We start from the raw sequence: 15,076 nt of genomic DNA, 5'->3' as shown, positions 1-15,076 counted from the left end.
TCGCCGTTGGTTCCCCCTGTGTGAGCAGGGGGCCGACGGCGTGTTGCGTGGCGAAGCGCGATACAGTCGACCGTTCAGGAACAAAATAACCAGCTAAGGAGTTTGCGAGTATCTATGAAAACATTACACCTGTTTGCCGGCGCGACCATGTTGGCCGCTGCCTTTACCTTGTCAGGATGCGGCGGTTCCGGTGATGAGCCGGTTTCCGTCGCGCCAAAAGCGGAAGCCGCCCAAGTCAGTCAGATGGACGCCAAGTCGGGGGCGAAGCAACCTGGGAGCGCAACGACGCGAATGCACCCGGTCACGGGAGAGCCGTTGTCCGCGGAGCAGGTGCTGGTAAGGGGTAATGGTTCGGAGCCCGGCTCCATAGATCCTCAGTTGGTGGATGACAGCGTCGGCGGCGCCGTCGTTAACGATCTGTTCGAAGGTTTGACCAGCAGTGGCGCCGACGGTCAGTTGATGCCCGGAGTGGCGGAGAGCTGGAGCGCCAGCGAAGACTTCAAAACCTGGACTTTCAAATTACGTCACAACGCCAAGTGGAGTGACGGCGAGCCCGTCACCGCCAATGATTTCGTTTATTCCTGGAGACGCGCGGTTAATCCCGAAGTCGGCTCCAACTACGCTTACTACATGGAAGTCGCCGGCGTCGCCAACAGCACCGCCATCGTCAACGGCGAAAAACCGATTACCGAACTGGGCGTGAAAGCGCTGGACGATTACACCCTGCAGGTGTCTCTGGAAGTGCCGGTGACCTATCTGCCCATCATGGTGTCCCACTACACCACTTATCCCTCACCACAGAGAGCCGTGGAAAAATACAAAGGCGACTGGACCAAGCCCGGCAACATCGTCTCCAATGGCGCTTACAAGCTGAAAGAATGGAGTGTCGGCGAAAAAATGGTCGCCGTACGCAATGAACACTACTGGGGCAATGCGAACACCATCATCAATGAAGTGGTATACCTGCCCATCGACGACACCGTCGCCGAAATGCAGCGCTTTGAAGCCGGTGAAATGCACCACACCAACACGGTGCCGGTTTCCCAGATGGAGCGCATCAAGCAAGACATGAACGATGAGCTGATCTCCGTGCCAAAACTGGCGACTTACATGTATCAGTTCAATCTGCAGGAAAAACCCTTCGACGACGTGCGCGTACGTAAAGCGCTGAGCTATGCGATCGACCGCGACATCATCGTCAAATACATTACCAAAGGCGGGCAGACTCCCGCTTACAGCATCACTCCTCCAGAAGTGAACGGCTTCCATTATGTCGCGCCTGAAATCAGCAAAATGACCCAGGCGGAAAGAGACGCTGAAGCGGTTCGTCTGCTCAACGAAGCCGGCTATAACAAAGACAACCCACTGGTGTTCGATCTGGTGTACAACACCAGCGAAGGCCACAAATCCATCGCTGTCGCCATCAGCCAGATGTGGAAAGAAAAACTGGGCGCCATCGTGACGCCGACCAACATGGAATGGAAAACCTTCCTGACTGAAAAAGCCGCCGGTAACTTCAAAGTGGCCCGCTACGGCTGGAACGGCGACTATAACGAAGCCTCCACCTTCCTGACCTTGATGTTGTCCAACAGCGGCAACAACGACGGCAAGTGGAGCAATGCAGAATTCGACAAACTGCTCGCAGACGCGCGCAATTCCACAGATCCCGCGCCTTTCTATGAGAAAGCGGAGCAGATCCTCAGCGAAGAAATGCCTGTGGCGCCCATCTACTTCTACCGCGGCCTGCGTATGGTCAGCCCTCAGCTCGGCGGATACGCCACTAATAATCCTCTGGACATCGCTTACGCCAAAGATATGTACATCAAGGCGCAATAAGTCAGTTTTAGCCGCCTGCGCGCGCAGGCGGCTCTACTCTAGTGGGAAAATAAAAACATGCTGAGCTTCATCATCAGAAGATTGTTGGTGGCGATTCCTACGCTGCTGATACTCGTCACTATTTCATTTACGTTGATGCACGCCGCGCCCGGCGGACCTTTCACCAATGAACGCAAGGTCCCGGAAGCGGTGATGAAAAACATCGAAGCCAAATACCATTTAGACCAGCCTTTGTGGAAACAGTACCTCTATTATCTTGGCGATCTGGTTCAGGGGGATTTGGGGCCTTCTTTCAAATACAAAGACCATACGGTCAATGAACTGATTTCATCGAGCTTTCCCAGATCCGCCTATATCGGGGTGCTCTCTTTCGTGATTGTGGTGCTGCTGGGCGTCGGCATCGGCGTGGTGGCGGCGCTCAATCATAACCGATGGCCCGATTACGCGGGCATGACCTTCGCCATGTCCGGGGTCATGTTGCCCAACTTCGTGCTGGCGCCGTTGTGCGTCATGATCTTTGCGGTGTACCTGAAATGGCTGCCCGCCGGCGGCTGGGAAGGAGGGCGCATCGAGTATCTGATTCTGCCCATCGTCGCCATGGCCACGTCCTATGTGGCGCAAGTCGCCAGGATCACCCGAGGCAGCATGATCGAAACCCTCAACAGCACTTTCATCCAGCGCGCCCGCGCCAAAGGTCTGCCGCGCACGCATATTATTCTGCGCCACGCCCTCAAGCCCGCGATGATTCCGGTCATTTCCTATTTAGGACCGGCTTTTGTTGGGATCGTGACCGGTTCCGTGGTGGTGGATAAAGTGTTCTCCACCGGCGGCATCGGCCAGCACTTCGTCAACGGCGCAATCAATCGCGACTATTCCCTGATTCTCGGCGTCACCATTCTGGTGGGCGCGTTGACCATTTTCTTCAACGCGTTAGTGGACATCCTCTACACCGTGCTCGACCCGCGCATCCGCTACTGATAGCGGCGAACCTAGCGAATCGGATAACAAGGAATACGAATCATGCTGTTGATGGGCAAAGACAAAGGCGTGGCGGCGATGGCCGCCAACATGGGCAAATACAAAGGCCGCAGCCTGTGGGCGGACGCGGCCAGACGCTTCGCGCGCAACAAGGCGGCGTTGATCAGCCTGGGCGTGCTGGCGCTGCTGCTGGGGTTCTCTCTTTTGGGGCACTATGCCTCAGATTGGAGCAACGAAACCATTGATTGGGGGCGCCTGAGCAATATCTACGAACAAGGGCAGCCCAATTTGGAAAGCGGGCACTACTTCGGCCTCGATCATGTCGGGCGCGATCTGTATCAGAGAGCGGTGCAGGGCAGTCGCATCTCATTGATGATCGGCGTACTCGGCGCGTTTGTCGCGGTGGTCATTGGGGCTCTGTACGGTGCGGTATCCGGGTTTGTCGGCGGTAAAGTCGACAGCCTGATGATGCGGCTGGTGGACGTGCTCAGCGCGTTTCCGTTTATGTTCCTGGTCATCGTGCTGATGGCGATTTTCGGACGTAATGTGCTGCTGATGTTCGTCGCCATCGGGGCGGTGAGCTGGCTGAACATGGCCCGTATCGTGCGCGGTCAGACCCTGAGTTTAAAGCGTAAGGAATTTATTGAGGCGGCCTTCACCGTTGGCGTGCATCCCATGGTGATTATCCTGCGACATGTCATTCCCAATCTGCTGGGTGTCGTTATCGTTTACGCCGCGCTGCTGGTGCCGGAAATGATCATGTTTGAATCATTCATTTCCTTCCTCGGCCTGGGCGTCTCCGAGCCGCAGACCTCCTGGGGCGCGTTGATTTCTGAAGGCGCCGACAACATGCGCAGCACTCCCTGGATGCTGGCGTTTCCTATGACGTTGCTGATCGCCACGCTGTTCTGCTTTAACTTCATCGGCGATGGGTTACGCGACGCACTAGATCCCAAGGGTAATTGAGGCGAAGGTTATGACATTGTTGCAAGTAGAAAATCTAAGCGTGTCCTTCAGCACTCCCGAAGGATCGGTCAAGGCGGTCAGCGGACTGAGTTACAGCGTTGAAAAAGGCGCCACCCTGGGCATTGTGGGCGAGTCCGGCTCCGGCAAAAGCCAGAGCGTGTTCGCCATTCTCGGGCTGCTGGCCAGCAACGCCCATGTGTCGGGCAGCATCAAGTTCAACGGACGTGAGCTGATCGGCCTGAGCGAGCAGGAGCTGAATCGCATCCGCTCGAAAGAAATCGGCATTATTTTTCAGGACCCGATGACCTCGCTGAACCCTTTCATGCGGGTCAGCGATCAGTTATCTGAAGTGCTGATGCACCATAAAGGGATGTCGAAAAAGGACGCGCTCAATGAAGCCATCCGTATGCTGGACGCGGTGCGCATCCCGCAGGCGCGGGAGCGGGTGAACATGTATCCCCATGAATTCTCCGGGGGGATGCGGCAACGGGTGATGATCGCCATGTCGCTGCTGTGTAATCCGCAGATGTTGATCGCGGACGAACCGACCACGGCGTTGGACGTGACGGTTCAGGCCCAGATTATGCATCTATTGAGAGAGCTGCAGCGGGAACTCAGCATTTCGATTGTACTGATCACCCATGACCTGGGCATTGTCGCCGGCGCCTGTGATCACACCATGATCATGTACGGCGGGCGCATGATGGAATACGGCTCTACTTTGGATATTTTCAAAATGCCGTCCCACCCTTATACCCAGGGACTGTTGAAAGCGATTCCCAGACCGGATGACGAAAGCGACGAGCTTTACTCTATTCCCGGCAATCCACCGAATCTGCTGAATCCGCCAACGGGATGCCCGTTTGCGGAGCGTTGCTGCGAGGCGAGCGAGCAGTGCGAGGCGCGCGCGCCTGCGCTGGAGGCGTTGTCCGGATCGCGTTTGCGGGCCTGTTACAAGCCCTGGACGCCGCCGCACAGAAAAGAGCCGCCCGCCGCCGGCGCGCGTCTGGAGCTGGAGGCCGGCGTGCGCGGAGATGTGTTATGAAGATGTTGCAATATAAGAACAAAGGTAATGCCGACATGATGAGAGGAGCCGCCCAATGAGCAGCGCCAACCCGATATTGAGAGTTCAGGATCTCTGCGTCCGCTTCGATCTGCCGCGCGGCGGCGTCTGGCCGTGGCGGGGTGAGGCGTTGCAACTGAAAGCGGTGAACCACATCAGCTTCGACCTGTATCCAGGGGAAATTCTCGGCATTGTAGGGGAGTCCGGTTGCGGTAAGTCCACCCTGGCGCGCGCGATTCTTGGCATGCTGCAGAACGTGCAGGGCAAAGTCGTGTGGCAGGGAGAGGATATGCTCGGACTCTCGCCCTCGCAGTTGCGCAAGCGACGCCAGAAACTGCAGATGGTGTTTCAGGACCCCATCGCCTCGCTGTCTCCACGGATGACCGTGGGGGAGATCATCGCCGAGCCGTTGAAGACCCATTATCCGGAGATGTCTTCCGCGGAACGGGAGGCGAAAGTGGTCAGCATCATGGAGACGGTCGGCCTGCACGCCAATCAGGTCAACCGTTATCCCCATGAGTTCTCTGGCGGACAATGTCAGCGTGTGGGCATCGCCCGCGCCCTGGTGCTGGAGCCGGACCTGATCATCTGCGACGAGCCGGTGTCCGCCCTGGATGTCTCCATTCAGGCGCAGATCGTCAATCTGCTGAAAAAGCTGCAGCGGGAGCTGGGCCTGTCGCTGATATTCATCGCCCATGACCTTAACCTGGTGAAGTACATCAGCGATCGGGTCATGGTGTTGTATCTGGGGCATGTCATGGAGGTGGCGAACAGTCGCGACCTGTATCGGGAGCCGCTGCATCCCTACAGCAAAGCGCTGATCTCCGCGGTGCCGATTCCAGATCCGGAACTGGAGCGCGGCAAGGACGTACTGTTGCTGGAAGGGGATTTGCCGTCGCCCATCAATCCCCCGCTGGGATGCCCCTTCGTCACCCGTTGCCCCATGGCGACGCAGGTCTGCGAAGAGACCAAGCCGGAACTGCGTGAAGTAGCGGACGGTCAACGCCGCGTCGCCTGCCATCACGCGTGATCATAAGGACGTAATCGAGTTTTAGTTGTTGTAAGGAAGTGTCTATGTCGTTCGTAAAACAGGGTGTTGAGCCATCTATTCACTGTAGCTTCGTATTTTCATATCTCGCATATCTACGTGAGAGCCGGCTTGATGAGCAGGCCTTGGTGGATGCGGTGAAGGGGTTAAGGGAGTTGTTGGACGAACGTTGCTGGGTTCCCGCGCGCATGCTCAACGAGCTGACCGCACGGGCGCTGTCGGAAACCCGCGATCCCTATATGGGGTTGAGGTTCGGGGCGGAAATTGACGCCTCGACCTATTCCATTCTGGGCTATATCGTCAGCTCTGCGCCTTCCGTGGAGGAGGCGTTGTCCGTGCTGCGCAAGGCGCAACGGGCGGTCAGCTCCATCGGGGAGTTGCAACTGGTGGTGGAAGAAGACGCCGTCACCTGCGTTTTCAAAGACAACTGGCCGCGCAAACTCATGCTGGACCACCTGGTGGAAGCGTTCATCAGTTGCTGGAAAGCGCTGGGCAGCCGCATCTCCGGCATCAAGGCGCGCGCTACGCTGGTCACTTTCAAGCATGCGCCGGTCGGCGATCCAGTGCAGTATGAAAAAGAGCTGGGTTGCCGGGTGAGCTTTCACAGTCCGGTGGACTCGGTGCGCTTTTCGCTGGAAGGCGTTAATCGCGAGACCCTCTGCGTGGGCGACACGCTGGTCTTCGAAGCGTTGAAAGAGCGTCTGCTGAAAATGCTTGGACCGGGCTCCCGCAACGTCTCCGCTCAGGTCAACCGGGTGCTGGCGAATCTACCTGGGGAACTGTTTCCCAGCATGGAAATGGTGGCGTCCCAATTGGGCATGGAGCCTATTGAACTGGGCAAACAACTGAAAAGCGAGCACGCCAGTTTCCGCATGTTGTTGGACCGTCGCAAGTTCATGCAGACTCTGGCGCTGATGCAAACCACTAAACTCGATCTCGCCGCGATCGCCGTGCAAGTTGGCTTCTCCGAGCAAAGCGCCCTGAGTCGCGCATTCCAGCGCTGGACCGGCATGCCCCCGGCGCAATACCGGGAGATGCTGCAACGGCAGGAACGCTGGTTGCGGCGTCAGCGCGGAGATTCCTCTCTGGGTTCGCTATCGCCGGAGCTGTCCTGGGTGCCTGCGTTGAACAACCGTAATCTGCCCACGCCACGATCGTTTGTTCCGGAAGAAGCGTTCTCTCGTTAATCCGGACCGCGTAATCTCGCGGCGCAGAATATTCTGCGCGCTTCGTCCTTGGGGCAAATTGAGCGGATAGTCTATTGTTAAAGACGTTGCGGATGTTTTAAGCGTCCGCGCGTCAGACTATTGCTCTTGATGGATATCCCCCCAGCAGACGGAGTGGCTTATGAAGCTCAATTTCTTTCAGAAGCTTGTTTTACTGGTGGCGCCTGCCGCCGCCTGTCTCTTGATACTGGCTTATGTGATTATTTCCGAGTCTCTGCGCGAGTACCAACAAGCGGATGACCTCACCTACATGGTGGCGCTGGCGGGGAAAAGCAGTTATCTGACCCATGAACTGCAAAAAGAACGCGGCGCCAGCGCAGGGTATCTGGGATCGGGAGGCAAGGCCTTCGGCGAGACCCTCAAAGAACAGCGCACCCTGACTGATCAACGACGCTCTGAACTATCCGCCTTTCTGAGCAAACACCGCGATATGATCGTCCGACCACAACTGCTGGAGCTGATGAAAACCGTCGATGACCTGATAGCGCAAATGCCGCAGATCCGACAACGGGTCGACAGCCTGAATATTCCCGCCGCCGAAGCCATCGGCTATTACACCAAGCTTAACGCACTGCTGCTTTCCTCCGCAGCGACCGTCGCCGATGACGCGGTGACCCCTCAGATCAGCTCGGCGCTGATGGCTTATTACAACTTTCTGCAGGGCAAGGAACGGGCGGGAATCGAGCGGGCAGTGCTCAGCAATACTTTCGCCGCCGGGAAGTTTGCGCCCGGAAATTATGAAAAATTTATCCGGTTGGTCAGCGAACAGAATGTTTACCTGGATACCTTCGACCAGTTCGCCCAGCCTGAGCAGGTTGAATATCGCAAGCGCACCTTGCAGGGCGATGCGGTGGAAAAGGTGGAAAAATACCGCAGCTTCGCCTTGAGCGGCGAGTTGCAGCAGGATGCGGCGGATTGGTTCAAGCAGTCAACTGGACGCATTAACCTGCTGAAAAACATCGAAGATAAATTGACGAGTGATGTGTTGGCGCTAGCTGAGCAGGTTAAGAGCGATGATCTGAGTTTGCTATGGTGGCATTGCGCGCTGACTCTGATTTCTCTGGTCATCGTCGGGGGTATGGCGACATTTCTGACCCATGGCGTGCACAAGCAGGTGAGCAGCCTGATGGAGACCATGCGCGCCGTATCTATTCGTAAAGACCTGCGCAGCCGGGCGAAAGTCCTGGCGGGAGATGAGCTGGGGGAAATCGCAAGCCTGCTGAACGATATGCTGGATAATTTCCGCGACGCGGTGCATCGGATTTCCGCCTGCAGCGGGCAATTGGCGTCCGTGGCGGAAGAAAGCGCCGTGACGGTGGCGACGACCGCGGACAGCCTGGGTACGCAGAAGCAGGATACGCTCATGGTCGCCTCCGCCATCGAGGAAATGAGCGCTTCCATCAAAGAGGTTGCGGAGAACACGTCCAGCGCCTCCAGCGCCGCCGGTTCCGCAGATTCGCTGGTGAACAAAGCCAATGAGCTGATCTCGGATGCGGCGGCGACTATTGATACCGTCGCGGCGCAGGTCGGCGAAGCCTCGACTTCTATTCGCAGTCTGCGTGATAGCAGCGAGCGTATTTTCCAGGTGGTGGACGTCATCAAAAGCATCGCGGAACAAACCAACCTGTTGGCGCTCAACGCCGCCATTGAGGCGGCTCGCGCGGGTGAACAAGGACGTGGGTTCGCCGTGGTGGCGGATGAAGTGCGTTCGTTGGCGCAACGCACTCAGAGTTCAACCACAGAAATTGAAGATATGATCCGCGCTTTCCAGGACGAAAGCGGCCGGGCGGTGTTGAAAGTGGAGGCGAGCAAGGATTCCGTCAACAAGAGCGTGGTGAGTGCGGGCGAGGTGCGTCAGGTGCTGAACGACGTGCTGGCGGCGATCCACGACATCAATCAGCGCGCGTTGCAGATTGCGGCGGCGGTGGAACAGCAGGCGCAGGCCAGCGGCGATATCGCCTCCAAGATGCAGTCAATTGGAGAAAAATCTCAGGTTGCTGAGGAAGCCGGGGACCAAATCTCCGCCGCCGCCGGCGAGCAAAGTCGCCTGGCGGACGAACTCAAAACCCTTTCCACCGCATTTCAGGTGTAATTACTCAGAATAAAAAAGCATAAGAGGCCCTGCCTCTTATGCCTGTCGCTTTGTTTTTCCTGCTTGTCCGCCTCAAATAAATAACGCCTGTCCTAAGTTAAAATCAAATAAAACAAACTGTTGCGTATTGCCTTTCGGCCTTGGCGGCCACTCACTTCATCCGCCAAATTGCATAGAAAAAATACCTTTCTGGATGATACCAATTCGTGTACTAATATATACCATTGAGATACCAATAATAAGTAATCTCATGTGGTAGGTAGGTCCATTGATATAAGTGGTACGGTATAGGCGGTCCAATATAGCCCTAACGAGGCGTGCAAGGCGCAGCCCAGTAAACCGGCCTGGGCCGCTTATTACAAAAATCCAATAAGGAGTCCCGTAAACGCCGGGACGTTTTGCCTCAAGGAAATAACTATGCGTACTCAATTTAGATTCGGAATGGGGATATTAGCCTCTGTTTTCTGTCTATCCAGCGCAGTGGTCATGGCTGCTGTGCCGGAGTGGAAAAGCAACTCCGTTTATCAGGGCGGCGATCAAGCGCACACCGCCAATACGATTTTTCAGGCCCGCTACTGGACGCAGGGAGATGATCCCACCGCCTCGGGAGAGTGGGGCCCCTGGAAGCAAGTAGGACCTTGCGACGCCTCCTGCAGCGGTGGCGACAGCCCCGGCGATGGCGGCGATAATCCGGGAGATGGCGACGATAGCGCCAGTGATCTGCCGCAACCTCTACCGGGCGGCGGCTACAGCATGAAAGCCTCTGCGCTGGACGCAGCGGAAGCCAGCCTCACTGATACGCCTCTCTTCAACAAAGTCAAAGACTCCGTCAAAACCCTGGATAACGCTCAAGTCGAAGCCATCGCTCCCGGCGCCGCGTCTAACCCGGCGAACGTCAAACGGGTGGAGAACATCATGTCTTCCGCTCAGTTCGAACAGACCTTCCCGCAGCGTCATGAGTCCTACACCTACACCCGCTTTCTGAGAGCCGTCGGCAAGTTCAAAGGATTCTGCTCCACCTATGATGACGGCCGCGACAGCGACGCCATCTGCCGTAAATCCCTGGCGACCATGTTCGCTCACTTCACTCAGGAAACTGGCGGCCATGATGGCAACTCTTCCATTCCCCAGTGGCGTCAGGGTCTGGTGTTCGTCAGAGAAGCCGGGTGCGACGCGAATAACTCAGGATGCGGCTACAACGCGGAATGCAGTCCGGACACCTGGCAGGGCAAAACCTGGCCTTGCGGGAAGGACGCCAGCGGCGACTATCTGAAATATTTCGGCCGCGGCGCCAAACAGCTCAGTTACAACTACAACTACGGTCCCTTTTCCCAGGCCATGTACGGCGATGTGAGGGTGTTGTTGAACGATCCTGAAAAAGTCGCCGACACCTGGCTGAACCTGGCTTCCGCCGTGTTTTTCTTCGTGTATCCGGCGTCTCCGAAACCCAGCATGTTGCACGTGGTGGATGGAACCTGGACGCCTAACGCTCACGATGCGCAACTGGGCATCAAACCCGGTTTCGGCGCCACCACCAATATCATCAATGGCGGCATCGAATGCGGACACGGTTATGAGAAGCCACAGTCAGTCAATCGCATCGACTATTACCGCAACCACGCTCAGGCGCTCAACGTCGCCATTGGCGCCAACGAAGAGTTGGGATGCAAGGATCAGAAAAGCTTCGACACCCAAGGCTCCGGCGCATTGCAGGTGTACTGGGATCAGGATTGGGGTTACTACCCGGACATGCCCGAAGGCAAATCTTTCGCCTGCAAGCTGGTCGGCTATCAGACCCCCTACTTCGCGCTGGCGCAAGGCGACTATCGCAGCTGCGTGGAGAACTTTTTCAACGTCACCGTCGTGACTGATGAAAAACAACAAACAGCGGGACAATGAAGCCCGCGACCGCAAAAGGACTATAAATTATGAAAATGAAATTGCTGACCGCCACCTTGATTGCTGCGGGAGCCCTCAGCCAATCGGCGTTCGCCTATGATTGCGCGGGACTTTCCGACTGGGACAGCGGCGCCGTATACACCGGCGGCGCGAAAGTGAAGCACAAAAACAGCGCCTATGAGGCGGCCTATTGGTCGCAGGGCGCTGATCCTGAAACTCATTCCGGCGACTGGCAGGAATGGAAGCCCCTGGGGCAATGCGACGACGGCGGCCCTGTCGATAACAAACCGCCCAGCGTGACGTTGACTGCGCCTAAATCCGGCTCTGAATACGCCGTCGGCGACAATGTCGTGCTATCCGCTGACGCGTCCGATGAGGACGGTTCTATCGCCAAAGTAACCTTTATGGTGGATGACAAAGTGGTCGGCGAAGACGACAGCGCGCCTTATTCCGTAGAGTGGAAGGCGGAGCTGGGCGACCACACTGTCAGCGCTACCGCAGTGGATGACGACGATGCGGACGCCACGTCCGTCAAGGCCAGCATTAAAGTTTCCGATGACGATACGCCACCGGATAATCAGGCCCCTACGGCCAGCGTGACGTCTCCCAAAGCGGGCGAAGAATTCAATGTGGACGACAACGTCAATATCAGCGTTGACGCCGCGGATGCCGACGGCTCCGTCAGCAAGGTGGAGTTCTATGTGGACAACGCCCTGATCGGCGAGGACGACGCTGCGCCCTATGAATTGGACTGGAAAGCCAAGGCCGGCGGTCATCGCATCGCCGCCAAGGCGATTGACGATAAAGGTCTGAGCGGCATGGCTCCAGCGGTCGCCATCAAAGTGAATGGCGGAACCGATCCTGGCGGCGAAGACTGTCGTCCGGAAGGTCTCTATCAGACTCCTGGCGTCGATGTGCCCTACTGCAGCATCTACGATGAAAACGGCCGCGAAAAAATGGGCGCGGATCATCCCCGTCGCATCATCGGTTACTTCACGTCCTGGCGCACCGGCAAGAATGGCGCGCCGTCCTATCTGGCCAGCGATATTCCCTGGGAGAAGCTGACCCATATTAACTACGCGTTCGCTCATGTGGATGGAAACAACAAGATCTCCGTGGGCAATGTGAATAATCCGGAAAACGCCGCCACCGGTCTCACTTGGGATGGCGTGGAAGGCGCGGAAATGGACCCAAGCTATTCCTATAAGGGCCATTTCAACCTGCTGAACAAGTTCAAGAAGCAGTATCCCAACGTGAAGACCCTGATCTCCGTTGGCGGTTGGGCGGAAACCGGCGGCTATTTCGACGATGACGGCAAGCGCGTTGACAGCGGCGGCTTCTACACCATGACCACCAACGCGGATAACAGCATTAACCAGCAGGGCATCAACACCTTCGCCGATTCGGTGGTGGCGTTCCTGCGTTCTTATGGCTTTGACGGGGTGGATATCGACTACGAATATCCCACCAGCATGAATGACGCCGGCAACCCGGATGATTTCTCCATCGCCAACGCCCGTCGCGCCGGTTTGATGGCCTCTTACGTGGAATTGATGAAAACCCTGCGTGAGAAGCTGGACGCCGCGTCGGCGGAAGACGGCAAGCACTACATGCTGACCATCGCTTCGCCATCTTCAGGCTATCTGCTGCGGGGCATGGAAGTGATGCAGATCACGCCGTATCTGGACTACGTCAACATCATGTCTTACGACTTGCACGGCGCCTGGAACCAGTTCGTTGGTCCCAACGCGGCCTTGTATGACACCGGCGAAGACGTGGAGTTGAAAGCCTGGAACTACTACAACACCTCTCAGTACCAGCGCATTGGTTATCTGAATACCGACTGGGCCTACAAGTATTTCCGTGGAACCATGCAGGCGGGCCGCATCAATATCGGCGTGCCTTATTACACCCGCGGCTGGCAGGGCGTGAACGGCGGCGACAACGGTCTGTGGGGCACGGCTTCCGCGCCGGATCAGAACAACTGTCCTCCCGGCACCGGTTCCGGCGATAAGAATGACTGCGGCAACGGCGCCGTCGGCATCGACAACATCTGGCATGACCTGGATAAACAGGGCAATGAGATGGGCGCCGGCTCCAACCCGTTGTGGCACGCCAAGAACCTGGCGGAAGGCGTAGCGGGTAGCTACATCGCGGACTACGGTCTTGATCCGGCCAACGATCCTACCGATGTGCTGACCGGCTCCTACAGTCGCCACTATGACTCGACTGCGGTGGCGCCCTGGTTGTGGAATGCGGAAAAACGCGTGTTCCTGTCCATCGAAGATGAAGAGTCCATTGGCGTAAAAGCCAAGTATGTCGCGGATAACGGCATTGGCGGCGTCATGTTCTGGGAGCTGGCCGGCGACTACGACTGGAATGCGGACAAGGGCGAGTATTTCATGGGCGACACCCTGACTACGCAGTTCTATGACGCGTTCAAAAACGCAACGCCATACGGTGATCAGGTCGGCTCCGATGTGCCGGCGACCAGTCTGGACATCAAGTACAGCATCAGCGGCTTCAAATTGGGCGATCAGAACTATCCGATCAATCCCAAACTGAAGATCACCAACAACTCAGGGCAGACCATCCCAGGTGGAGCCACCTTTGAGTTCAATGTGCCCACGGCGATTCCCGACACCATCAGCGATCAGAGCGGCGTAGGCCTGAAAGTTATCGCCAGCGGCGCTAACAGCTCAGGCAACAACATCGGCGGCCTGGAGAACGATCACCACAAGGTGGCGTTCACCCTGAAAAACTATCAGGCCCTGGCGGACGGTGAGAGCATGGACATCACGCTCAACTACCATCTGCCGATGTCGACGCCTTCCAGCTGGAGAGTGAAAATCGGCGGCGCCACCTTCGCCCTGAAACAAGAGCATCCGGAACTGCCCGCAGGCTCTTTGGACGGCGGCGATAATGGCGATGGCGGAGACGACGGCGGCGATGATGGCGGTAACGACGGCGGCTCCTGCGCCGACGCCAACGTCGATCCCAGCAAAGTGAACGTCTATCCCAACTGGACCCAGAGCGACTGGCAGGGCAATCCCAACCACGCGGGCACAGGCGACCTGATGTCACACAACAAGGTCGTCTACCGCGCAGGCTGGTGGACCCAATCCACCCCAGGCAGCGACGGCAGCTGGACCCTGGTGTGCCGCTTCTAAACTAAATCCACCCAGTCCGCCCCTTTAACCGGGGGCGGACTCAGAACTGAATAGCTCGCCTTGTGCGGGCTTTTTACTGTTGCTCTAAAGTAGCTGACGGTGAAAATGCTGGCATTCGTGGTAGAGTGGAGCGCCTTCGTACCTCGCCGATTTCCACAAGACCGATACTTTATTTGTGCGCGAATCAGCAGGAGTTCGGGTGAAGGTGAATGAATCTTTTAATTGGCGGATGAAATATGGCTACGGTTGCCGATTACTATTACTTCAGGTTTGGGGCGCCAGCAAGGAAGGCGAAATATGTGACGCCCGAGGGAATAGAAATTTTTGTGTTGAAGTGGGATGAATCACAGACGAATGAAGGCGTTACGATCTATGCGACGCTAGGCGCAAGCAATGTATTGGGCGCGCAGAATGAAAGCTGTGAGTTTTTCATCGGGCTGACTCCTGAGGTGGATAGTATCGCTGAAGCGTTGGCGGAAACTGCTCTGCATGGCAATGGCGCCAAGCACATTCCAAACAGCGGCGATACGACGACTCTGACCTATTGTTTGTGGAAGGGAACCACGGCGAAGACATTTATGTTCTCAAATGGCGACGATATTATTCCGCCGATACAAGAGGGGCTTCCCAAGCGGGTGCGATTTATTCAGCTGACGCCTTTATTTGATAACGAGTTGGAATACAAAAAAGCCCATGGAGAAAGGTCCTTGTGGGGAAAGTTTGAGGCGTCCGAAGTTGCCTATTGGGACTCCGCAAGGGGCGACGCTTTTCTGTAAGTCCACCGCATGAGGAAAGCGC

At 56.8% G+C, this 15,076-nt stretch carries 10 protein-coding genes; all 10 read left to right on the top strand.

What is annotated here, in order from left to right; all coding sequences use genetic code 11:
* The first annotated feature begins 114 nt into the window (after nucleotides 1-114).
* The 10 genes from KP814_RS17175 (at nucleotide 115) to KP814_RS17130 (ending at nucleotide 15,054) form a co-directional block, all read left to right on the top strand.
* Nucleotides 115-1,836 (top strand): peptide ABC transporter substrate-binding protein, encoded by a 1,722-nt coding sequence (locus KP814_RS17175; RefSeq protein ID WP_216737896.1) that lies wholly within the window; start codon nucleotides 115-117, stop codon nucleotides 1,834-1,836.
* Nucleotides 1,837-1,893: 57 nt separating this feature from the next.
* Nucleotides 1,894-2,814 carry an oligopeptide ABC transporter permease OppB gene (oppB, locus tag KP814_RS17170; protein ID WP_216737895.1) on the top strand — a complete coding sequence of 307 codons (921 nt, stop codon included), beginning with the start codon at nucleotides 1,894-1,896 and terminating at the stop codon, nucleotides 2,812-2,814.
* Nucleotides 2,815-2,856: 42 nt separating this feature from the next.
* Nucleotides 2,857-3,780: an ABC transporter permease subunit gene (locus tag KP814_RS17165; protein WP_216737894.1), complete on the top strand. Its 924-nt coding sequence runs from the start codon at nucleotides 2,857-2,859 to the stop codon at nucleotides 3,778-3,780.
* Nucleotides 3,781-3,790: 10 nt separating this feature from the next.
* Nucleotides 3,791-4,825 (top strand): oligopeptide/dipeptide ABC transporter ATP-binding protein, encoded by a 1,035-nt coding sequence (locus KP814_RS17160; protein WP_216737893.1) that lies wholly within the window; start codon nucleotides 3,791-3,793, stop codon nucleotides 4,823-4,825.
* A gap of 55 nt (nucleotides 4,826-4,880) precedes the next feature.
* A complete protein-coding gene (locus KP814_RS17155; RefSeq protein ID WP_127973345.1) occupies nucleotides 4,881-5,873 on the top strand; it encodes an oligopeptide/dipeptide ABC transporter ATP-binding protein in 993 nt (330 codons plus the stop codon).
* A 44-nt stretch (nucleotides 5,874-5,917) separates the two neighbouring features.
* The gene (locus KP814_RS17150) at nucleotides 5,918-7,078 is read left to right on the top strand and encodes an AraC family transcriptional regulator (protein WP_216737892.1); all 1,161 of its coding nucleotides are present in this window, start codon (nucleotides 5,918-5,920) and stop codon (nucleotides 7,076-7,078) included.
* Nucleotides 7,079-7,238: 160 nt separating this feature from the next.
* Nucleotides 7,239-9,209 (top strand): methyl-accepting chemotaxis protein, encoded by a 1,971-nt coding sequence (locus tag KP814_RS17145; protein WP_216737891.1) that lies wholly within the window; start codon nucleotides 7,239-7,241, stop codon nucleotides 9,207-9,209.
* A 417-nt stretch (nucleotides 9,210-9,626) separates the two neighbouring features.
* A complete protein-coding gene (locus KP814_RS17140) occupies nucleotides 9,627-11,108 on the top strand; it encodes a glycoside hydrolase family 19 protein (protein WP_216737890.1) in 1,482 nt (493 codons plus the stop codon).
* A gap of 29 nt (nucleotides 11,109-11,137) precedes the next feature.
* A complete protein-coding gene (locus tag KP814_RS17135) occupies nucleotides 11,138-14,278 on the top strand; it encodes a chitinase C-terminal domain-containing protein (protein ID WP_216737889.1) in 3,141 nt (1,046 codons plus the stop codon).
* Between the two features lie 236 nt (nucleotides 14,279-14,514).
* Complete coding sequence (locus KP814_RS17130; protein ID WP_216737888.1) at nucleotides 14,515-15,054, top strand: suppressor of fused domain protein; 540 nt, start codon at nucleotides 14,515-14,517, stop codon at nucleotides 15,052-15,054.
* The last annotated feature ends 22 nt before the right edge of the window (nucleotides 15,055-15,076 follow it).

The sequence above is a fragment of the Hahella sp. HN01 genome (assembly GCF_018986435.1).
In the GTDB taxonomy this organism is placed as follows: Bacteria; Pseudomonadota; Gammaproteobacteria; order Pseudomonadales; family Oleiphilaceae; genus Hahella.
The sequence above is the reverse complement of the archived record's forward strand: the minus strand, read 5'-3'. Positions and strand labels throughout refer to the sequence as shown.